Source organism: Pseudomonas oryzihabitans (genome assembly GCF_006384975.1).
Lineage (GTDB): Bacteria > Pseudomonadota > Gammaproteobacteria > Pseudomonadales > Pseudomonadaceae > Chryseomonas > Chryseomonas psychrotolerans_B.
Window position 1 is genome coordinate 3,655,225 of the sequence record NZ_CP021645.1, and the last position, 20,454, is coordinate 3,675,678.

General features: G+C 62.9%; 22 protein-coding genes. 16 read left to right on the forward strand and 6 right to left on the reverse strand.

What is annotated here, in order from left to right; translation table 11 throughout:
- Positions 1-6 precede the first annotated feature (6 nt).
- The 13 genes from CCZ28_RS16470 to glmS all read left to right on the forward strand — a co-directional run bounded on the left by CCZ28_RS16470 (position 7) and on the right by glmS (position 12,378).
- A complete protein-coding gene (locus CCZ28_RS16470; RefSeq protein ID WP_140219695.1) occupies positions 7-879 on the forward strand; it encodes a ParB/RepB/Spo0J family partition protein in 873 nt (290 codons plus the stop codon).
- Between the two features lie 146 nt (positions 880-1,025).
- The gene (locus CCZ28_RS16475; RefSeq protein WP_140219697.1) at positions 1,026-1,430 is read left to right on the forward strand and encodes a F0F1 ATP synthase subunit I; all 405 of its coding nucleotides are present in this window, start codon (positions 1,026-1,028) and stop codon (positions 1,428-1,430) included.
- 17 nt (positions 1,431-1,447) lie between these two features.
- On the forward strand, positions 1,448-2,311 hold the full coding sequence (gene atpB / locus CCZ28_RS16480) for a F0F1 ATP synthase subunit A (protein ID WP_058761367.1): 864 nt from the start codon (positions 1,448-1,450) through the stop codon (positions 2,309-2,311).
- Between the two features lie 139 nt (positions 2,312-2,450).
- Positions 2,451-2,708, forward strand: a complete 258-nt coding sequence (gene atpE / locus CCZ28_RS16485; RefSeq protein ID WP_003097235.1) for a F0F1 ATP synthase subunit C — start codon at positions 2,451-2,453, stop codon at positions 2,706-2,708.
- Positions 2,709-2,763: 55 nt separating this feature from the next.
- Positions 2,764-3,234 (forward strand): F0F1 ATP synthase subunit B, encoded by a 471-nt coding sequence (locus CCZ28_RS16490; RefSeq protein ID WP_059228655.1) that lies wholly within the window; start codon positions 2,764-2,766, stop codon positions 3,232-3,234.
- A 12-nt stretch (positions 3,235-3,246) separates the two neighbouring features.
- Entirely contained in the window at positions 3,247-3,783 is a 537-nt protein-coding gene (locus tag CCZ28_RS16495; protein ID WP_140219699.1) for a F0F1 ATP synthase subunit delta, read from the forward strand.
- A gap of 18 nt (positions 3,784-3,801) precedes the next feature.
- Complete coding sequence (atpA, locus tag CCZ28_RS16500; RefSeq protein WP_140219701.1) at positions 3,802-5,346, forward strand: F0F1 ATP synthase subunit alpha; 1,545 nt, start codon at positions 3,802-3,804, stop codon at positions 5,344-5,346.
- 48 nt (positions 5,347-5,394) lie between these two features.
- Positions 5,395-6,258: a F0F1 ATP synthase subunit gamma gene (atpG, locus tag CCZ28_RS16505; protein WP_058761371.1), complete on the forward strand. Its 864-nt coding sequence runs from the start codon at positions 5,395-5,397 to the stop codon at positions 6,256-6,258.
- A gap of 30 nt (positions 6,259-6,288) precedes the next feature.
- Complete coding sequence (atpD, locus tag CCZ28_RS16510; RefSeq protein ID WP_140219704.1) at positions 6,289-7,665, forward strand: F0F1 ATP synthase subunit beta; 1,377 nt, start codon at positions 6,289-6,291, stop codon at positions 7,663-7,665.
- Between the two features lie 38 nt (positions 7,666-7,703).
- Entirely contained in the window at positions 7,704-8,129 is a 426-nt protein-coding gene (locus CCZ28_RS16515; protein ID WP_140219706.1) for a F0F1 ATP synthase subunit epsilon, read from the forward strand.
- Positions 8,130-8,282: 153 nt separating this feature from the next.
- Positions 8,283-9,650 (forward strand): bifunctional UDP-N-acetylglucosamine diphosphorylase/glucosamine-1-phosphate N-acetyltransferase GlmU, encoded by a 1,368-nt coding sequence (gene glmU / locus CCZ28_RS16520; RefSeq protein WP_140219708.1) that lies wholly within the window; start codon positions 8,283-8,285, stop codon positions 9,648-9,650.
- 33 nt (positions 9,651-9,683) lie between these two features.
- A complete protein-coding gene (locus CCZ28_RS16525; RefSeq protein WP_437179230.1) occupies positions 9,684-10,475 on the forward strand; it encodes a DeoR/GlpR family DNA-binding transcription regulator in 792 nt (263 codons plus the stop codon).
- A 67-nt stretch (positions 10,476-10,542) separates the two neighbouring features.
- Positions 10,543-12,378, forward strand: a complete 1,836-nt coding sequence (glmS, locus tag CCZ28_RS16530) for a glutamine--fructose-6-phosphate transaminase (isomerizing) (RefSeq protein WP_140219711.1) — start codon at positions 10,543-10,545, stop codon at positions 12,376-12,378.
- Positions 12,379-12,396: 18 nt separating this feature from the next.
- Here the strand turns inward: glmS and CCZ28_RS16535 are convergent, their stop codons facing one another.
- On the reverse strand, positions 12,397-12,747 hold the full coding sequence (locus CCZ28_RS16535) for an NADH:ubiquinone oxidoreductase (RefSeq protein ID WP_140219713.1): 351 nt from the start codon (positions 12,745-12,747) through the stop codon (positions 12,397-12,399).
- Positions 12,748-12,797: 50 nt separating this feature from the next.
- Here CCZ28_RS16535 and CCZ28_RS16540 point away from each other — a divergent pair, with 50 nt between their 5' ends.
- Together CCZ28_RS16540 and CCZ28_RS16545 are read left to right on the forward strand one after the other, a co-directional pair.
- Complete coding sequence (locus CCZ28_RS16540; RefSeq protein WP_140219715.1) at positions 12,798-13,754, forward strand: CobW family GTP-binding protein; 957 nt, start codon at positions 12,798-12,800, stop codon at positions 13,752-13,754.
- Positions 13,755-13,819: 65 nt separating this feature from the next.
- Entirely contained in the window at positions 13,820-14,848 is a 1,029-nt protein-coding gene (locus tag CCZ28_RS16545; protein ID WP_240795172.1) for an energy transducer TonB, read from the forward strand.
- Between the two features lie 164 nt (positions 14,849-15,012).
- Here the strand turns inward: CCZ28_RS16545 and CCZ28_RS16550 are convergent, their stop codons facing one another.
- The 4 genes from CCZ28_RS16550 to CCZ28_RS16565 all read right to left on the reverse strand — a co-directional run bounded on the left by CCZ28_RS16550 (position 15,013) and on the right by CCZ28_RS16565 (position 17,812).
- Positions 15,013-15,495 carry an acyl-CoA thioesterase gene (locus CCZ28_RS16550; RefSeq protein ID WP_140219717.1) on the reverse strand — a complete coding sequence of 161 codons (483 nt, stop codon included), beginning with the start codon at positions 15,493-15,495 and terminating at the stop codon, positions 15,013-15,015.
- 60 nt (positions 15,496-15,555) lie between these two features.
- On the reverse strand, positions 15,556-16,314 hold the full coding sequence (locus CCZ28_RS16555) for an SDR family NAD(P)-dependent oxidoreductase (protein ID WP_058783812.1): 759 nt from the start codon (positions 16,312-16,314) through the stop codon (positions 15,556-15,558).
- A gap of 53 nt (positions 16,315-16,367) precedes the next feature.
- On the reverse strand, positions 16,368-16,769 hold the full coding sequence (locus CCZ28_RS16560) for an SMI1/KNR4 family protein (RefSeq protein ID WP_140219720.1): 402 nt from the start codon (positions 16,767-16,769) through the stop codon (positions 16,368-16,370).
- A gap of 179 nt (positions 16,770-16,948) precedes the next feature.
- Entirely contained in the window at positions 16,949-17,812 is an 864-nt protein-coding gene (locus CCZ28_RS16565; protein ID WP_140219722.1) for a Tim44 domain-containing protein, read from the reverse strand.
- Between the two features lie 271 nt (positions 17,813-18,083).
- On the opposite strand from CCZ28_RS16565, the gene CCZ28_RS16570 reads away from it, so the two are divergent.
- On the forward strand, positions 18,084-19,844 hold the full coding sequence (locus tag CCZ28_RS16570) for a cation:proton antiporter (RefSeq protein WP_140219724.1): 1,761 nt from the start codon (positions 18,084-18,086) through the stop codon (positions 19,842-19,844).
- Between the two features lie 181 nt (positions 19,845-20,025).
- Here the strand turns inward: CCZ28_RS16570 and CCZ28_RS16575 are convergent, their stop codons facing one another.
- Positions 20,026-20,454, reverse strand: coding sequence for an EamA family transporter (locus CCZ28_RS16575; protein WP_140219726.1), 429 nt, complete (start codon positions 20,452-20,454; stop codon positions 20,026-20,028).

Sequence of the window (20,454 nt, forward strand, 5' to 3'; positions counted from 1 at the left end):
ATTCCCATGGCTGTGAAGAAACGAGGACTGGGCCGCGGCCTCGATGCCCTACTCGGTGGCGCCAGCGTCAAGGTCCTGCAGGAACAGGCTGCCGCCACCCCGGTCAGCGAATTGCAATCGCTGCCGGTGGATATCATCCAGCGCGGCAAGTACCAGCCCCGCCGGCACATGGATCCGGTCGCCCTGGAAGAGCTGGCCAATTCCATTCGGGTCCAGGGCCTGATGCAGCCCATCGTGGTGCGCGCCATCGGCGAGGGTCGCTACGAGATCATCGCTGGCGAGCGCCGCTGGCGCGCCAGCCAGCAAGCCGGTCTGGAGCGTATTCCCGCATTGGTCCGTGATGTGCCCGATCAGGTGGCCATCGCCCTGGCGCTGATCGAGAACATCCAGCGACAGAATCTCAATCCGCTGGAAGAGGCCATGGCCCTGCAGCGGCTGCAGGACGAATTCGAACTGACCCAGGCGCAGGTGGCCGAGGCCGTCGGCAAGTCGCGCTCGGGGGTCACCAACCTGCTGCGTCTGCTGGCGCTGGCCGAGGAGGCCAAGGAACTGTTGGCCAAGGGCGAGCTGGAAATGGGCCACGCCCGCGCCTTGCTCGGTCTGCCGAAGGCACGCCAGGCCGAAGGGGCGCGGCACGTTGTCGCACGCGGCCTGACGGTCCGTCAGACCGAGGCCCTGGTGCGCCAATGGCTCAGCGGAGCGGAGTCCAGTGAAAAGGTTCCCGTGGTGGATCCCGATATCAGCCGCCTGGAGCAGCGTCTGGCCGAGCGTTTAGGCGCCAACGTACAGATTCGCCATGGCGAGAAGGGCAAGGGCCAGTTGGTGATCCGCTATACCTCTTTGGACGAACTTCAAGGCGTACTGGCGCACATTCGCTGACACAAATGGCTGTCAGCCTGGGCCGCAATCTGTCCGGGGTGGCTTGAACCACCCCTGGCGCGCCCCTATACTTTGCCCGCTTTTTGTCGGCACAAAGCATGCCAGTGAAAACAACTATTAAGCCGACACCAGAGGACTTCGAGCCGATGGACCGCCGCACGCCCAAACGCCTGCCTTTCCATCATCAGCCTGCCTTTCGCCTGCTGCTCGTCCAACTGGTGGTCGCGTTATGTGCCGCCGTTGTCTTGTTTTGCTTCGTCGGTAAGGTCGCCGGGTATTCCGGATTGTTGGGCGGGCTGATTGCCTGGCTGCCCAACCTGTATTTTTCGTTCAAGGCGTTCCGCTACCGCGGCGCCCACGCCGCCCAAGACATCGTCCGTTCTTTCTATTCGGGCGAGGCGGGCAAACTGATTCTCACGGCAGTGCTCTTTGCACTGACGTTTGCCGGGGTAAAACCGCTTTCGGCTCCTGCACTGTTCGGCGTCTACCTGTTGACGCTGATGGTCAATGCCGGCGCACCCCTGCTATTGAAAAAACCGACTAGACCTTAAAGGCATTCGAGGCACACATGGCAGCAGACTCCGCTTCGGCTTACATCCAGCACCACCTGCAGAACATGACCTTTGGTCTGGATCCGGTGAGAGGCTGGACCCTGGCCCACACCCCCGCCGAGGCCAAGGCCATGGGCTTCTGGGCCTTCAACCTGGATACCCTGGGCTGGTCGGTCGGTTTGGGCGTGATCTTCCTGCTCTTCTTCCGCAGCATCGCCAAGAAGGCCACCAGTGGCCAACCTGGTCGCCTGCAGAGCCTGGTCGAGGTCCTGGTCGAGTTCGTCGACGGTAGCGTCCGCGATACCTTCCATGGCAAGAACGATTTGATCGCCCCCCTGGCTTTGACCATCTTCGTCTGGATCTTCCTGATGAACATGATGGACCTGGTGCCGGTGGACTGGCTGCCGATGCTGGCCATGGCCATTGGTGGCGACCATACCTACTTCCGCGTCGTGCCCACCACCGATCCGAATGCCACCTTGGGCATGGCTCTGTCGGTGTTCGCCCTGATCCTGTTCTACAGCATCAAGATCAAGGGTATCGGCGGCTTTGTCGGCGAACTCACCCTACATCCGTTCAGCAGCAAGAACACCCTGGTACAGATCCTGCTGATCCCGATCAACTTCCTGCTCGAATTCGTCACCCTGGTCGCCAAGCCGATTTCCCTGGCCCTGCGACTGTTCGGCAACCTGTATGCTGGCGAGCTGATCTTCATCCTCATCGCCATCATGTTCGCCAACGGTCTGGCGCTGGGTGGTCTGGGGATCGTGCTGCAGTGGGCGTGGGCGGTGTTCCACATCCTGATCATCGTCCTGCAGGCCTTCATCTTCATGATGCTGACCATCGTCTACCTGTCGATGGCGCACGAAGAAAGTCACTGAGGAATGGCCCGCGGACGCTACTGACGGTGTCTGCGGGCGGTTCTGTCGTGAGTCCCGGGGGGCCCTGTCCACCGGGGGACTTGGGAAAACTCTTTCGCTTCAACCTTAACCAAGACGACTAAAAAAGTCGGGAGGAAAAATGGAAACTGTAGTTGGTTTGACCGCGATCGCCGTTGCTCTGCTGATTGGCCTGGGCGCTCTGGGTACCGCCATTGGCTTCGGTCTGCTGGGTGGCAAGTTCCTCGAAGGCGCCGCTCGTCAGCCGGAAATGGTTCCGATGCTGCAGGTCAAGATGTTCATCGTCGCCGGTCTGCTCGACGCCGTGACCATGATCGGTGTTGGTATCGCCCTGTTCTTCACCTTCGCTAACCCCTTCGTTGGTCAGATCGCCGGCTGATCACCCCCAGGGGTGTAGGCAGGACTGATGGACAACGAACGAGCGAGGTGTTGGCGTGAACATTAATGCAACCCTGATAGGCCAGTCCGTTGCCTTCTTCATCTTCGTGCTCTTCTGCATGAAGTACGTTTGGCCGCCGATCATCTCGGCGCTGCGTGAGCGTGAGAAGAAGATTGCCGATGGCCTTGACGCTGCCAACCGCGCGGCTCGTGATCTGGAAGTGGCACAGCAGCAAGCCAACCAGAAAGTGAGCGAAGCCAAAGGCCAGGCAGCCGAGATCATCGAGCAAGCCAACAAGCGTGCCGCCCAGATCGTCGAAGACGCACAGGCCAAGGCCCGTGTTGAAGGCGAGCGGATCAAGGCGCAGGCTCAGGCTGAAATCGAGCAGGAAATCAACAGCGCGAAGGACGCCCTGCGTGCTCGCGTCGGTCTGCTGGCCGTGGCCGGCGCCGAGAAGATCCTCGGATCGACCGTTGATGCCAATGCTCATGCCCAGTTGGTCGACCGACTGGCAGCGGAAATCTAAGCGAGGCCACCAATGGCAGAACTGAACACGCTGGCCCGGCCCTATGCCAAGGCGGCTTTCGAGTTCGCACAGGCCCAGCAGCAGCTGACCCAGTGGTCGGCCGCGCTTGGGCTGCTCGCCGCGGTATCCCAGGACGGGACCGTGCGCCAGCTGCTTCAGCAGCCGCAGTTGACCGCGGAAGCCAAGGCCGGATTGCTCATCGACGTATGTGGCGATCAGCTGGATGCACAGTCCCAGAACTTCGTTCGGACCGTGGCAGAAAACAACCGGATCGACCTGTTCCCGGCCATCGCCGAGATCTACGAGGCGTACAAGGCCGAGCAGGAAAAATCCATCGAGGCGGAAGTCACCAGTGCTTTCGCCCTGAGCGAAGAACAGCAAGACAAACTCGCCAAGGCTCTCAGCGCAAGGCTAGGTCGCCAGGTGCGACTAAATGCATCCGAGGATGCGAGCCTGATCGGTGGTGTGGTTATCCGCGCCGGCGACTTGGTAATCGATGGCTCCGTTCGCGGCAAGCTCGCGCAACTGGCCGAAGCGTTGAAACCTTGAGTTTGAAGGGGCAGTAGCATGCAGCAACTCAATCCTTCCGAAATTAGTGAAATCATCAAGGGTCGCATCGAAAAACTCGACGTGACCTCGCAAGCCCGCAACGAAGGCACCATCGTCAGCGTGTCCGACGGTATCGTGCGCATTTTCGGTCTGGCCGACGTCATGTACGGCGAAATGATCGAATTCCCCGGCGGCATCTACGGCATGGCGCTGAACCTGGAGCAGGACTCCGTCGGCGCCGTGGTCCTGGGTAGCTACCTGGGTCTGGCCGAAGGCATGAGCGCCAAGTGCACCGGCCGCATCCTGGAAGTCCCGGTTGGTCCGGAACTGCTGGGTCGCGTTGTCGACGCCCTGGGCAACCCCATCGATGGCAAGGGTCCGCTGAACGCCAGCGCCTCCGACGCCGTCGAGAAGGTCGCACCGGGCGTGATCTGGCGTCAGTCGGTCGACCAGCCGGTGCAAACCGGCTACAAGGCCGTCGATGCCATGATCCCGGTTGGTCGTGGTCAGCGTGAGCTGATCATTGGTGACCGTCAGATCGGCAAGACCGCCATGGCGATCGATGCCATCATCAACCAGAAGAACAGCGGCATCCGCTGCGTCTACGTGGCCATCGGTCAGAAGCAGTCGACCATCGCCAACGTGGTGCGCAAGCTGGAAGAGAACGGCGCCCTGCAGAACACCATCGTGGTGGCTGCCAGCGCGTCCGAATCGGCTGCCCTGCAGTTCCTGGCGCCCTACTCGGGTTGCACCATGGGCGAATACTTCCGCGACCGCGGTGAAGACGCCCTGATCGTCTATGACGATCTGTCCAAGCAGGCCGTGGCCTATCGCCAGATCTCCCTGCTGCTGCGTCGTCCGCCGGGCCGTGAAGCCTATCCCGGCGACGTGTTCTATCTCCACAGCCGTCTGCTCGAGCGCGCTTCCCGCGTCTCTGCCGACTACGTCGAGAAGTTCACCAACGGCGCCGTGACCGGCAAGACCGGCTCGCTGACCGCGCTGCCGATCATCGAGACCCAGGCCGGCGACGTGTCCGCCTTCGTTCCGACCAACGTGATCTCCATCACCGACGGCCAGATCTTCCTGGAAGCCGGCCTGTTCAACTCGGGCATCCGCCCGGCGGTCAACGCCGGTGTCTCGGTATCCCGTGTGGGTGGCGCGGCCCAGACCAAGATCATCAAGAAGCTGTCCGGTGGTATCCGTACCGCGTTGGCCCAGTACCGTGAACTGGCGGCCTTCGCCCAGTTCGCCTCGGACCTGGACGAAGCCACCCGCAAGCAGCTCGAGCATGGTCAGCGCGTTACCGAGCTGATGAAGCAGAAGCAGTACGCGCCCATGTCCATCGCCGAGATGTCCCTGAGCCTGTACGCCGCCGAGCGTGGTTTCCTGAGCGACGTATCCCTGGACAAGATCGGTAGCTTCGAGCAGGCCCTGATCGCCTACTTCAACCGCGATCACGCCGACCTGATGGCCAAGATCAACGTGAAGGGCGACTTCAACGACGAGATCGACGCCGGCATCAAGGCGGGAATCGAGAAGTTCAAGGCCACGCAAACCTGGTAAGCCGCGACGGGGGCGCCAGCCCCCGTTTGCCAACCCGATAGGTGTCACATGGCAGGCGCAAAAGAGATTCGCGGCAAGATCGCGAGCATCAAAAGCACACAGAAGATCACCAGCGCCATGGAAAAGGTTGCGGTCAGCAAGATGCGTAAGGCTCAGGCCCGCATGGCTGCCAGCAAGCCTTATGCCGAGCGCATCCGCGCTGTGATCGGCCACCTGGCCAACGCCAACCCCGAGTACCGCCATGCCTTCATGGTGGAACGCGAGGTCAAGCGCGTCGGTTACATCGTGGTCAGCTCCGATCGGGGTCTGGCCGGTGGTCTGAACACTAACCTGTTCAAGGCTCTGGTCCGCGACATGAGCGACCAGCGCGGCAAGGGTGTGGAAATCGATCTGGCGGTGATCGGGGCCAAGGGTGCCTCCTTCTTCCGCAGCTTCGGCGGCAACGTGGTCGCGGCCATCAGCCACCTCGGCGAAGCCCCGGCGATTGGCGATCTGATCGGCAGCATCAAGGTGATGCTGGATGCCTACCTGGACGGCCGTATCGACCGTCTGTACGTGGTGTCCAACGTCTTCGTCAACACCATGACCCAGAAGCCGACCATCCAGCAGCTGGTGCCGCTGGTTGCGACCGAGGGTGGTGAGCTGCAAGGCAAGCATTGGGACTACCTCTACGAGCCCGACGCCAAGACCCTGCTCGACGGTCTGCTGGTGCGCTACGTGGAATCCCAGGTGTACCAGGCCGTGGTCGAGAACGCTGCCAGCGAACAGGCCGCGCGGATGATCGCGATGAAGAACGCCACCGACAACGCTGGCGATCTCATCAAAGAGCTGCAGCTGGTCTACAACAAGGCTCGCCAGGCTGCGATCACCCAGGAAATTTCGGAAATCGTCGGCGGCGCCGCCGCGGTCTGACGGACAGCTTAAACATTCGAGGAACGCGAAATGAGTAGCGGACGTATCGTACAAATCATCGGCGCCGTGATCGACGTGGAATTCCCGCGCGACGCGGTACCGCGCGTCTTTGACGCCCTCAAGGTGCAGGGTGCCGAAACCACCCTGGAAGTTCAGCAGCAGCTGGGCGACGGCGTGGTTCGTACCATCGCCATGGGTAGCACCGAAGGCCTCAAGCGTGGCCTGGACGTGGGCAACACCGGCGAGGCCATCAAGGTCCCGGTCGGCGTCAAGACCCTCGGTCGCATCATGGATGTGCTGGGCAACCCCATCGACGAAGCCGGTCCCATCGGCGAGGAAGAGCGTTGGGAAATCCACCGCAAGGCCCCGTCCTATGCGGAGCAGGCCGGTGGTAACGATCTGCTGGAAACCGGCATCAAGGTCATCGACCTGGTCTGCCCCTTCGCCAAGGGCGGTAAGGTCGGCCTGTTCGGCGGCGCCGGCGTGGGCAAGACCGTCAACATGATGGAACTCATCCGTAACATCGCCATCGAGCACAGCGGTTATTCCGTGTTCGCCGGCGTGGGCGAGCGTACCCGTGAAGGGAACGACTTCTACCACGAGATGAAGGATTCCAACGTTCTGGACAAGGTCGCCCTGGTCTATGGCCAGATGAACGAGCCGCCGGGCAACCGTCTGCGCGTGGCCCTGACCGGCCTGACCATGGCCGAGAAATTCCGTGACGAAGGCCGTGACGTCCTGCTGTTCGTCGACAACATCTACCGTTACACCCTGGCCGGTACCGAAGTGTCCGCGCTGCTGGGTCGTATGCCGTCCGCGGTGGGCTACCAGCCGACCCTGGCCGAGGAGATGGGTGTCCTGCAGGAGCGCATCACCTCCACCAAGCTGGGTTCGATCACCTCCGTACAGGCCGTCTACGTCCCTGCGGATGACTTGACCGACCCGTCCCCGGCGACCACCTTCGCCCACCTGGACGCCACCGTGGTTCTGTCCCGTGACATCGCCTCCCTGGGTATCTACCCGGCAGTCGATCCCCTGGACTCCACCTCGCGCCAGCTGGACCCGAACGTGATCGGCCAGGAGCACTACGACACCGCTCGCGGCGTCCAGTACGTGCTGCAGCGCTACAAGGAGCTGAAGGACATCATCGCGATCCTGGGCATGGACGAACTGTCCGAGTCCGACAAGCAGCTGGTATCCCGCGCGCGTAAGATCCAGCGCTTCCTGTCCCAGCCGTTCTTCGTGGCCGAAGTCTTCACCGGTTCGCCTGGCAAGTACGTGTCCCTCAAGGACACCATCGCCGGCTTCTCCGGGATTCTGCGCGGCGACTACGATCACCTGCCCGAGCAGGCGTTCTACATGGTCGGCAGCATCGACGAAGCCATCGAGAAAGCCAAGAAACTGTAACTGCCGCGCCCGGCGACGGGCGCTCTTAGAGGCACGCTATGGCCAAGACAGTCCAATGCGACATCGTCAGCGCGGAAGGAGAGATCTTCTCCGGAGCGGTGGAGATGGTCATCGCCCACGGCCACCTGGGTGATCTGGGTATTACCCCGGGCCATGCGCCGCTGCTGACCGACCTGAAACCGGGCCCCATCCGCCTGGTCAAGGCAGGGGGCGCCGAGGAGGTGTTCTACATCTCCGGTGGTTTCCTCGAAGTGCAGCCGAATGTCGTCGAAGTGCTGGCCGACACCGCCAGTCGCGCCGCTGACATCGACGAAGCTGCCGCGGTGGCAGCCAAGCAGCGCGCTGAGGCAGCCTTGAGCGACAAGGGCACGGAGTTCGATTACACCGCTGCCGCCGCTCAACTTGCCGAGGCCGCCGCCCAGCTGCGCACCATCCAGCAGCTCAAGCGGCAAGCCAAGCGCTAAGCGCAAGGTTAGCTGTAACGACAAGGGTAGCTTCGGCTACCCTTTTCTTTTTCCACCTGGAAAGTTGCGCGAAAACCTTTGGATGGTCAGCGTTCAGGGGTGCCTTGCCGGCCAACGTCCAGCCTGTCATTTCTCCTTGTCCCCGAGGTTCCGATGTCCCTGGAAATCGTCATCCTGGCCGCTGGCCAAGGTACCCGTATGAGATCCACCCTGCCCAAGGTGCTGCATCCCGTGGCTGGCCGCAGCATGTTGGGACATGTCCTCGATCGTGCCCGCGAGCTGGAACCTGTGGGTATCCACGTCGTGATCGGCCACGGCGCCGACCAGGTTCGCCAGCAGCTGGCGGCGGACGACGTGAGCTTCGTGCTCCAGGCCGAACAGCTCGGTACCGGTCATGCGGTGGCCCAGGCGGCGCCGGCGTTGACGGCGGAGCGGGTGTTGATCCTCTACGGTGATGTGCCGCTGATCCAGACCGAGACCCTGCAGCGTCTCCTGCAGCAGGTGGATGATGACCATCTGGCACTGCTGACGGTGGAGCTGGACGATCCCACCGGCTATGGCCGTATCCTCCGTGATGCCGAGGGCCGGGTGACCGCCATCGTCGAGCATAAGGATGCCAGCGACGCCCAGCGCGCCATCCGCGAAGGCAACACCGGAATTCTTGCCGTCCCGGGCTGGCGGCTGATGGATTGGCTGGGCCGGTTGTCCAACAGCAATGCCCAGGGCGAGTACTACCTGACCGACGTCATCGCCCTGGCGGTGGCGGATGGCCTGACCATCGCCACCAGCCAGCCAGCGGATGCCATGGAAGTGCAGGGCGCCAACGATCGTCGGCAACTGGCCCAACTGGAGCGTCATTTCCAGCAGCGCGCTGCCGACCGCCTAATGTTGCAAGGCGTGACCCTGCTGGATCCGCAGCGCTTCGATCAGCGCGGCCAGGTCGAGGCCGGGCGGGACGTCTGCATCGATATCAACGTGATCTTGGAAGGCCGGGTGGTGCTGGAAGAGGGCGTGAGCATCGGTCCGAATTGCGTGATTAAGGACAGCGTGCTCAAGCGCGGTGCCATCATCAAGGCCAATAGCCACCTGGATGGCGTGGTGGTGGGAGAGGGCGCCGATGTGGGGCCCTTCGCCCGGCTGCGGCCCGGTAGCGAGCTGGGCGCCAAGGCTCATGTGGGTAACTTCGTCGAACTGAAGAACGCTCATCTACAGGATGGCGCCAAGGCTGGCCACCTCACCTATCTGGGTGACGCCAGCATCGGTCCAGGCAGCAACATAGGAGCGGGCACCATCACCTGCAACTACGACGGAGCCAATAAGTTTCGAACCGAAATAGGCGCGGATGTCTTCGTTGGCTCCAATAGCTCCCTGGTAGCGCCAGTCACCCTGGGCGCGGGGGCTACTACGGCTGCAGGTTCGGTCATTACTGCCGATGTACCGGCTGAAGCTCTGGCCTTGGGACGGGCACGCCAGGTCAACAAGACCGGCTGGCAACGACCGAAAAAAGCACCGAAGGCTTGACGACTGCTCGTCATTAGGTTTTGATTCGATCCAATATCTTTCGAATCGAAATTTATGACGCGTCGTAATACCGCTCAGCGCCGCCATGCCATCCTCGCCCAGCTCCAGCAGCAGGGTGAGGTGAGCGTCGATGAACTGGCCAGGCAGCTGGAGACGTCGGAGGTGACCATCCGCAAGGACCTGGCCGCCCTCGAGCGCAATGGCCTGCTCTTGCGTCGCTATGGCGGTGCGGTGGCCATGCCTCAGGAGCTACTGGCCGAGGTGCCGCCCCAGGCGTCGCCCTGGAAGCAGGCCATCGCCCGGGCCGCTGCCCAGCGGCTGCGCGAACATGCGCGGATCATCATCGACTGTGGCAGCACGACCGCCGCGCTGATCCCCCAGCTCGACCGCCGTCCCGGCCTGGTGGTCATGACCAATTCCCTGCAGGTAGCCACGGCCCTGCGCGAGCTGGAGCAGGAGCCCATGCTGCTGATGACCGGCGGGACCTGGGATCCGCACTCGGAATCCTTCCAGGGCCAGGTGGCCGAGCAGGTACTGAGATCCTACGACTTCGACCAGTTGTTCATCGGCGCCGATGGCCTTGACCCCGAGCGGGGCACCACGACCTTCAATGAACACCTCTCGCTATCGCGGGTGATGGCCGAGGTGGCGCGCGAGGTGGTGGTCATGGCCGAAGCGGACAAATTGGGCAGGCGAATTCCGAATCTGGAACTACCTTGGGAAAAGGTGGACGTCCTCATTACCGATGACCGTTTGCCGCCCGAGGCGGCTCAGGCAATCGAAACGCAGGGTGTGCAGGTCGTCCGCGCCGCTGTGGAAAACTAGACAATCAGGTCATCCACAGTCGACGCGGTCATGTCGCTGTGGATAAGACAGGCAACGGGAGGTAAGCATGTGTGGAATCGTCGGCGCCATTGCCGAGCGTAACATCACCGCCATTCTGGTCGAGGGCCTCAAGCGCCTGGAGTACCGCGGCTACGACAGCGCCGGCCTGGCACTGCTGGATGCCCAGGGTGAGCTACAGCGGCTGCGCCGTATCGGCAAGGTCAGCGAACTGGAGGCGGGTCTGCTCGCCGACCCCCTGGCCGGTCGCCTGGGCATTGCCCATACCCGCTGGGCTACCCATGGCGCGCCTACCGAAGCCAATGCCCACCCGCATTTCTCCCAGGGTGACGTGGCCGTGGTGCACAACGGCATCATCGAAAACCATGAAGCCTTGCGCACCCAGCTCAAGGCGAAGGGCTATGTCTTTACCTCCCAGACCGACACCGAGGTCATCGTTCACCTGCTGCATCTCAAGCTGCAGGACAGCGGCGACCTGACCAAGGCGCTGAAGGCAGCGGTTAAGGAGCTGCACGGTGCCTATGGCCTGGCCGCGGTCTGGCGGCATCAGCCGGATCGCCTGGTGGCGACCCGTAGCGGCAGCCCCCTGGTGATTGGTCTGGGGCTGGGTGAGAACTACCTGGCCTCCGACCAGTTGGCCTTGCGCCAGGTGACGGATCGTTTCGTCTATCTGGAAGAGGGTGACGTCGCCGAGATCCGCCTGGATCAGGTCAACCTGTGGGACGTCGACGGCCAGCCGGTGCAGCGGGAAACGGTGCAGTACCATGAAGGCAGCGAGGCCGCCGACAAGGGCGCCTATCGTCACTTCATGCTCAAGGAGATCCACGAGCAGCCCAGCGTGGTCCAGCGCACCCTGGAAGGCCGGCTGGGCGATGGTCAGGTCTTGCCAGAGGCCTTTGGCCCTTGCGCAGCCGAGCTGTTCGCCAAGGTCCGCCAGGTGCAGATCGTCGCCTGCGGCACCAGCTTCCATGCCGGCTCGGTGGCGCGCTACTGGATCGAAGAGTACGTGGGGATTCCCTGCCAGGTGGAAGTGGCCAGCGAATTCCGTTATCGCCGCGTCGCCGTCAGCCCGGACACCCTGTTCGTCACCATCTCCCAGTCCGGCGAGACGGCCGACACCCTGGCCGCCCTGCGCATGGCCAAGCAGTCCGGCTATCTGAGCAGCCTGGCGATCTGCAACGTAGCCACCAGCTCCCTGGTGCGCGAATCCCAGCTGAGCTTCCTGACCCAGGCCGGTCCGGAGATCGGCGTAGCCTCCACCAAGGCGTTCACCACCCAGTTGGTTTCTCTGCTGCTGCTGACCCTGAGCCTGGGACGCTGCCAGCAGCGGCTGGATGCCGGTATCGAAGCCGAACTGGTCTCCGAGTTGCGCCGTCTGCCGGCACGGCTGGACGAAGCCCTGGCCATGGACAAGATCGTGGAGAAGCTGGCGGAGTCCTTCGCCGAGAAGCACCACACGCTGTTCCTCGGGCGTGGCGAGCAATATCCGGTGGCGATGGAAGGCGCACTCAAGCTCAAGGAGATCTCTTACATCCACGCCGAGGCCTATCCGGCCGGTGAACTCAAGCACGGTCCCTTGGCCCTGGTGGATGCCGACATGCCGGTGGTGACGGTGGCGCCCAACAACGAGCTGCTGGAAAAGCTCAAGTCCAACCTGCAGGAGGTACGGGCTCGGGGTGGTCAGCTGATCGTCTTCGCCGACGAACGTGCCGGCTTCGAGGACGGCGAAGGTACCCGCATCGTGACCATGCCGCACATCCACGATGCCCTGTCACCGATCCTCTACACCATCCCGTTGCAGCTGCTGTCCTATCACGTCGCCGTGTTCAAGGGCACCGACGTGGATCAGCCGCGCAACCTGGCCAAGTCGGTCACGGTGGAGTAATAGGTTCCACGTGGAACTTCAGGGTACCCGCCAGGTGCCCTGATTCTGCTGGGTGCAGGCCATGGCTAGGAAGCGGCCGTCCCCGGGTACCCCGTAGTAGTGGATATCCTGCCGATAGGGTACGCCCGGTGAGCGGGCCCCCTGGCAGATGCCGATCTCGCCTACCGGACACCGCTCGACGAAGCGCACCTCGGTTTGTTGATCCTTGAGTTGCGGCTGGCAGAAGCCCTCGCGGAATAGCTTGGCGGGGATGTCGATATTGCTCTGGCAGATCTGTACGTCCACACTGCCCTGGCGACTGCGGATCACGCAGGCGTCGGCGAGCGCCAGTGAAGGCAACAGCAGCAAAGAGATCAATAGTCGCCGCATTCCAGCCAGCCTTTCGCAAAAAACGCCACTCTAGCATTCGACCTTTCGCCATGCGCCTAGCCGATATCAAGACTCATGTGATCGCCGGTCCCCTGGGTGCCGGCAAGACGACGCTGATCCGCCAGTTGTTCGCCCAGCGGCCCGGCGCTGAACGGTGGGCGATTCTGGTCAATGAATTCGGCCAGGTCGGTATCGACGCTGCGCTCATGACCCAGGACGACGAGGGGCTTAGTATCGCCGAGGTTCCCGGGGGCTGCCTGTGCTGTGTCCAGGGCGTACCCCTGCAGGTGGCCTTGACGCGACTGCTTAGGCGGGCGCAGCCCCAACGGTTATTCATCGAGCCTTCCGGCCTGGGCCATCCCGTCAGTCTGTTCCGACAACTCCAGGCGCCGCCCTGGACCGGGGTGCTGGCCCTGCAACCCCTGGTCTGGGTAGTGGATGCCCAGCACTTGCTCGAAGGGCAGTCTCTGCCAGAGGCTCAGCAGCAGGCGCTGGAGCAGGCTGGGCTTATCGTGCTCAACAAGAGCCAGGGATTGGATCGCTCGCCGCTACCCTCAGCCTTGCAGACCAGGCCGCTGTATTGGACCGAGCAGGGGCGGATCACGCTGGAAGACCTACCGCAGGCAATTGCCGCCGAGGGCTTGGCAGGAGCGCTGAGCGAGCCGCCAGCGGATACCACGCCACGTGAGCTGTTGCTGCCCAATCGTCCGCTACGTTTCTGTCGTACCCAGGAGGGACATCATGCCCTTGGTTGGCGTTGGCATCCCCGTCACCGCTTCGACGGACCGGCGCTATTGGCGGTATTGGCAGAGCTGCCGGGTCTCGTTCGGCTCAAAGCCTGTCTGCAACTGCTGGATGGCTGGCAGGCCTATAACGGTCTGGCGCATCCCGGCGACTGGGAGCCGACCCTCTGGCGCCGCGATAACCGGCTGGAACTGATTCTGGAGCAGATGCCGGATATAGAGGCCTTGGAAAAGCGTATCCGCGAGACCATTCGCGACATTTGAGGTTGCGAAATTTATCCAGTTAATGATAATGATTATTAAATTTACTTTCTCTGCGTATAGCTCCCATGGCGCCAACATCCCTTGCCAAGCCTGAACCCACCGTCATTGCCGCGCGTTCCGAGGGTGATGAAGTGGAGTCCATTCAGGGCCCGGTCAGGGCTGCGCTGACGGCCGATGTAGAGCCGGTCGCCGGCGTCAATGCCAAGCGTGGCGAACCCTCCGCGACCATCCTGTCTTTCCGCATGCCCGAGCGACACGAGGATATCGTGACGCCGGCCATGATGCCGGTAGGGGCCGCCGAGCCAGGCGAGCAGCCGCCGCGCGGCCGGGGTTGGGGCCTGGCGTCCGCCTTGTCGCTGATCATGCATGCCAGCATGGCCGCGGCACTGTTCTTCGTGGTTCAGGCCCCGCCGGAGCTGAAGATCGCCAAGGGTGACGAGCCCATGCAGGTCAGTTTCATCCAGTTGCCCAAGCCGGTACCGGAGCCGCCAGCACCCACCCCGGCACCGCCCGCTCCACCGCCGCCGCACCCTGAACCACCGCCACCAGAGCCGCCTAAGCCCGTGGAACCGCCGAAACCGGTGGAGCCGCCCAAGCCGGTGGTGGAAAAGCCCAAACCGAAGCCGAAACCCAAGCCTGTCGAGCACAGCCAGCAGAAGCCTTTGCCAAAGAAGGTCGAGCCCACGCCGGAACCGGCCGCTGAGGCCACCCCGTCGCCGACTCCAGCGCCTGCTGCTACGGCTGCGCCCAGTCAGCCCGCCCCGGCAGCAGCGCCTGCCGGTCCGCCGAAGACCGCTGGCATTCCTACCGGTAGTCTCGACGACGCCGATATCCGGCCGATCAAGATGACGGCGCCGGAATACCCGGAAATGCTGCGTAGACGCGGTGTTAGTGGCGAGGTGCGGGTGATGTTCACCGTTACCGCCGATGGCCGGTTGGCTGACATCCAGGTGCTGGAAGCTTCCAACAAGCAACTGGAGCGAGCGGTACTCGATGTGCTCGGTGAGTGGCGCTTCGCGCCGCGCGTCTCGGGTGGCCAGATTGTCCCGCGCAAGGCGACCAAGACCTTCAACTTCAAGATCCAACGCCGCTAGGCCAAGAAGCTCCTGGCCTGCACCGGGTTCGCGTCAACCAAGCTGCCAAGCAAGCCATGGGCGATGTCCTACTCGCCCATGGCTTGCTCATGGACAGGGCAAATCCTCTTGTCCTGCCAGGTGCGAATGCAACCGTCGAACGACGGCGACCTAGCCGCTAAAACTCAAAAGGTTTCCTTCAGTGCCTGGTAGCGCTCTTGCAGTTCCCGGCGGATCTGCCGGCGCTGTTGGGCCTGTACACAGCGGCGTTTCTCGTCCGCCGTTACCGGTTCGAGCTGGGGAACCTGGCAGGATTTACCATCTTCGTCCACGGCGACCATGGTGAAGAAGCAACTGTTGGTATGGCGTACCGAGCGCTGCTGGATATTTTCGGTGATGACCTTGATGCCGATTTCCATCGATGTGGTGCCGGTGTAGTTCACCGAGGCCAGAAAGGTCACCAACTCGCCGACATGGATGGGTTCGCGGAAGATCACCTGGTCCACCGACAGGGTGACCACATAGCGTCCGGCATAGCGGCTGGCGCACGCGTAGGCCACCTCATCGAGGTACTTGAGCAGGGCGCCGCCGTGGACCTTGCCGGAAAAGTTGGCCAGGTCCGGGGTCATCAGGATGGTCATGCTCAACTGGTGGTTGCCGGGTTCCATGGGCGAATCCTTGAGGGATAAAACCGGTAGACGGTGCGTCGGCGCCGTCTGTCACAGCCGTCAACGACCGGCCGACAGTCCGAAGTCGATCGGCAAATCGGCACCGGAGATGGCCGCCGCCTGGGGTTGGCAGAGGAAATAGACGAACTCGGCCACTTCCTCGGGCTGGATGAAGCGTGCGGTATCCCCTTGCGGATAGCGATTGAGCAGGTTGCGTCGATAGCCGGCGGGATCACCGCTGCCATAGCGGGCGGCCTGGAAGTCCAGCATGGGGGTATCGATGTCGCCAGGGGAGACGGCATTGACGCGTACCCCATCCCGGGCGAGCTCCACGGCCAGATTCTGGCTAAAGAATCGTACCGCGGCCTTGGCCGCGCCATAGGCCGCAGCGCCGGCGATGGGCTGGCGACCGGCGCCACTGGCGACATTGATGATGACGCCGCGGTTTTCCTTGAGGAAAGGAATGGCAGCCGAACACATGAAGAAGGTCGACTTGAGGTTGACCGCCATCACCAGGTCGTAATCTTCCTCGCTGAAGGTCTCCACTTCGCCTTCACGCCAGATACCGGCTGCGTTGATCAGGGCATCCAGGCGCCCGGTACGGGCCATCACCTTGCTGACCAGATTGCGACAACCCTCGGCGCTGGAGAGATCGGCGGTGACGCTGGAGTCCAGGCCGACGATGCCATTGAGTCCGTGCAGGCCCTCGGCATCGCGGTCGGCCGCGGCGACCCGCCAATGGCTCTGGGCGAAGCGTTGCGCCAGGGCACGGCCGAGGCCGCCCGCGGCGCCGGTGATCAGGACGACGGGAGTGCTCATGACGCATCCTCCGGAATGATGGCCTTATCCAGACCCAGACGAGGCGGGGTCGTTCAGCTTTCCAACCAGACGTCGCGGGCCCAGACCCATACCGAATCCCAGGATTCGTCGGTCAGGTCGCCATCTTCCCACAGCAGTACCTCGCCTTCCTGGCTGACGCAATAGTAGCCGTCTTCGCTGGCACAGAGGGGAATGTACTCTCGCGGCAGACCCTCGTCCCAGGCGGTCGCAGCGACTTCCGGCAAGTAGGTATGGGATTGCGGATCGGTGACGGTGACCGGCTCGATACGGCCGTAGACCACGTCGCTGACGGTCAGCAGGAACTCACGGAATTCCGGCGGCAGGCTGATGAGCAGCTCTTCCTCGATCTCGACCAGCAGGTCTTCGTCGGGCAGCTCCAGGGGCACCGGGACGGGTTCGTTTTCTTCACGCAAGCGTTCGATGACGTCTTCCATAGCAGGCCTCTCTCGAAATGCGCACCGGATGGAGTAGGAAGGAGGCGCGCAAGGTTAGCAGTTCAGTCCGGGATAACGGCAGCTTCCGTCCGGACTTGATAGCGGTTTCGCGAGATGATCGGCAACGCTACAGACGAAAAAGCCCGGCATAGAGCCGGGCTTTCGGTTGGGCAGTGGTATCAGGCGTTCTGACGGATACCGGCCAGCAGCCAGGGCTGGTTCTCGCCCGCCATGCGCTCCATGCGCCAGCTTTCGCTGAAGGGCTGGCCCTGGTCGAAGCGCGATTCCTTGGACACACCATTGAAGGTGATGGTGGCGATGGTCTTGCCCTGCAGGTCTTCCACTCCGTCCAGGGTGGCGTTCAGGTTCTCGATGTAGGTGGACTGGAAACCTTCGCCCAAGGCAGCGCGCTCGTCACGCAGCCACTGCAGCATCTGCGGGGTGACGAACTCGGCGATCTTGTCCATCTCGTTGGCGTCCCAGTGCTGCTGCAGGCTCATGAAGTGCTCGCGACCGGCGGCCACGAAGCGCTCGGCATTGAACCAGCTCGGCGCATTGATCACCGGTGCGGCACCAGCCGCGGCGCCACCGAACAGACCACCGTTGTTGTTGGGCTGGTTCGGCATCTCGCGCTGCAGGGGGGCATGGCCGGCGACAGCGGGTTGCGGACCGGCCTGCTGCTTGCGACGGGCAATCAGACGGAAGATGACGAAGGCGATGAGCGCCAGGATCAGGAAGTCGAAGAACTGGAAGCCTTCGAAGCCGTCACCCATGAACATGGAGGCGAGCAGACCACCGGCGGCGATACCGGCCAGCGGGCCGAGCCAACGGGAGGCACCACTGGCGGGGCGAGCGGCGGCAGCCGCTCCGGCACCGGCGGCAGGCGCGGCCATGCCCGGCTGCTGGGTCGGCGCGGCCTGGCGGGTCTGGTGGATGGGCGCGGCGCCAGCGGACTTGCCGGCGCCCATGCGTTTGGCATTGGCATCCAGGCTGAGCGTAAGGCCCAGGCAGAGGATCATGAAGAAGCTCATCAGGCGTTGCATGTGGTGTTCTCTCAGTGAAGAGTCTGGTGTTGGATACATCTTGCGCTGCCCGGTCAAGTACAGCCAGCGTGAATTGTTTCGGTATTTTGCCCTGTCGCGGTTGCTATGCCAGGAGCGGGCGCTGCCTCGTATGACGAGAAAATTTCTAGGCACATCAATCTATTACAGTTTTTTGCAGAATCCGTCACAAGAGGTTGCAGGTGCTAGTCTTGGATTCCAGTCAGCGCAGGTGTCGGGAGATTACCCGGCCCGTCAAAGGAGGGCCCGGCCGATGCATGCTCTAGCTTTCATCCAGGACATGGCGGTCATCATGCTGGTGGCTGGCGTGGTGACCATCCTCTTCCACCGCTTCAAGCAACCCGTGGTCCTCGGCTATATCCTCGCCGGCTTCATCATCGGACCCCACACCCCGCCCTTCGGTCTCATCCACGACGAAGAAAGCATCAAGACCCTTGCCGAGGTGGGGGTGATCTTCCTGATGTTCAGCCTTGGCCTGGAGTTCTCTCTGCGCAAGCTGTTCCGGGTGGGCGCCACGGCCTTCATCGCCGCCTTCCTGGAAATCAGCCTGATGCTCTGGCTGGGCTATCAGGTGGGCCAGCTGTTCGGCTGGTCACACATGGATTCGCTGTTCCTCGGCGCCATCCTGGCCATCTCTTCGACCACCATCATCGTCAAGGCGCTCAACGAGCTGAAGATGAAGCACGAGCGCTTCGCCCAGCAGATCTTCGGGGTGCTGATCGTCGAGGACATCCTCGGCATCGGCATCATCGCCCTGCTGTCGGGCCTGGCGGTGAGCGGTTCGGTGGAGCCGGGCGCGGTGGCCGCGACCCTGGGCAAGCTGAGCCTATTCATGATCGTGGCGCTGGTGATCGGCATCCTGCTGGTACCGCGACTACTGGCCTACGTGGCCAAATTCGACAGCAACGAGATGCTGCTGATCACGGTGCTGGGGCTGTGCTTCGGCTTCTGCCTGCTGGTGGCCAAGCTGGAATACAGCGTGGTGCTGGGCGCCTTCCTGATCGGCGCCATCATGGCCGAGTCGCGCCAGCTGCTGAAGATCGAAAAGCTGGTCGAGCCGTTGCGTGACATGTTCAGCGCCATCTTCTTCGTCGCCATCGGACTCTTGCTCGATCCCAAGGTACTGATCGAATACGCCTGGCCGATCACGGTGATCAGCGTGGCCGTGGTGCTGGGCAAGATCCTCGCCTGCAGCCTGGGTACCCTGATCGCCGGCAACGATGGCCGTACCTCGCTGCGCGTAGGGATGGGCCTGGCGCAGATCGGCGAGTTCTCCTTCATCATCGCTACCCTGGGGATCACCCTGGGCGTCACCAGCCACTTCCTCTATCCGGTAGCGGTGGCCGTGTCGGCGATCACGACGCTGCTCACGCCCTATCTGATCAAGGCCGCCGATCCGTTGGCCGTCTGGATCGGCGGTTGGCTACCGCAGCCGGTGCAGCGGGTGCTGGGCATCTATGGCGAGTGGTTGCGCAGCATCCAGCCGCAAGGCGAGAAGGCGGTGCTGGCTGGGATGATGAGGCGCATCCTGTTGCAGGTGGGTATCAACCTGTCCTTGGTCATCGCCATCTTCCTGGGCGGTGCCTATTTCGCCAATGGCCTGGCGGGGTGGCTCAGCGCCTGGATCCAGGATGCCGACCTGCAGAAGGCTTGCATCTGGGGCGGGGCGCTGCTGCTGTCGTTGCCTTGCCTGATCGCTGCCTACCGCAAGCTCAAGGCGCTGGCCATGCTGATGGCCGAACTCAGCGTGCGGCAGAATCAGGCCGGTCGCTACACCCAGCCGGTACGGCGCCTGGTCAGCGAACTGATCCCGTTGCTGTCGCTGGCCGGCATCCTGGTGCTGCTCGCCGCCCTGAGCAGCAATATCCTGCCGCGCGGCGAGTTGCTGCTGCTGATCGCAGTGGTGGCGGTGGTGGTGATCGCGGTGCTGTGGCGCTGGTTCATCCGCGTGCATTCGCGCCTGCAGATCGCCTTCATCGAGACCCTTGAGCAGGACAAGGGCGGACAGCACTAGGCCACATTTTCCTGCCCTTGGGCATTGCCGACAGGGGATCGAGGGGGCAGAATCGCTCTAAGTCGGTCGTTTGAATGAGCGTATCGATGGCAAGGGAATGCGCAATGCAGGAAATGGGCTTGGCCGCCTTCTGCCATCCGGCAATCTCCCACTGGTGGTCAGGCCTGTTTCCTGCGCCCTTTCAGGGCTTCCAGGCCAGCAGCAGAACGCCCCCGCCAATAGCTGCGATACCGCACCATTGGCGCAGATCCAGGCGCTCACCCAGTAGCGTCACGCCGAAGATGGCCACCAGCACCACGCTCAACTTGTCCACCGGTGCCACCAGCGAGGCCGGGCCCAGCTTGAGCGCCCGGTAGTAGCACAGCCAGGACAGACCGGTGGCCACGCCCGATAGCAACAGAAACAGGTAGGTACGGCCGCCAATGCTGGCCAGCGGTTGTACCTGGCCGGTGGCCGCGACGATGGCGGCGAGCACCACGACCACTACCAGGGTACGCAGCAGGGTGGCGAAGTCGGCGTTGACGTGCTCCACCCCCAGCTTGCCGAAGATGGCGGTGAGGGCGGCGAAGGCCGCCGCCAGCAGCGCCCAGAACAGCCAGGACGCGGTCAT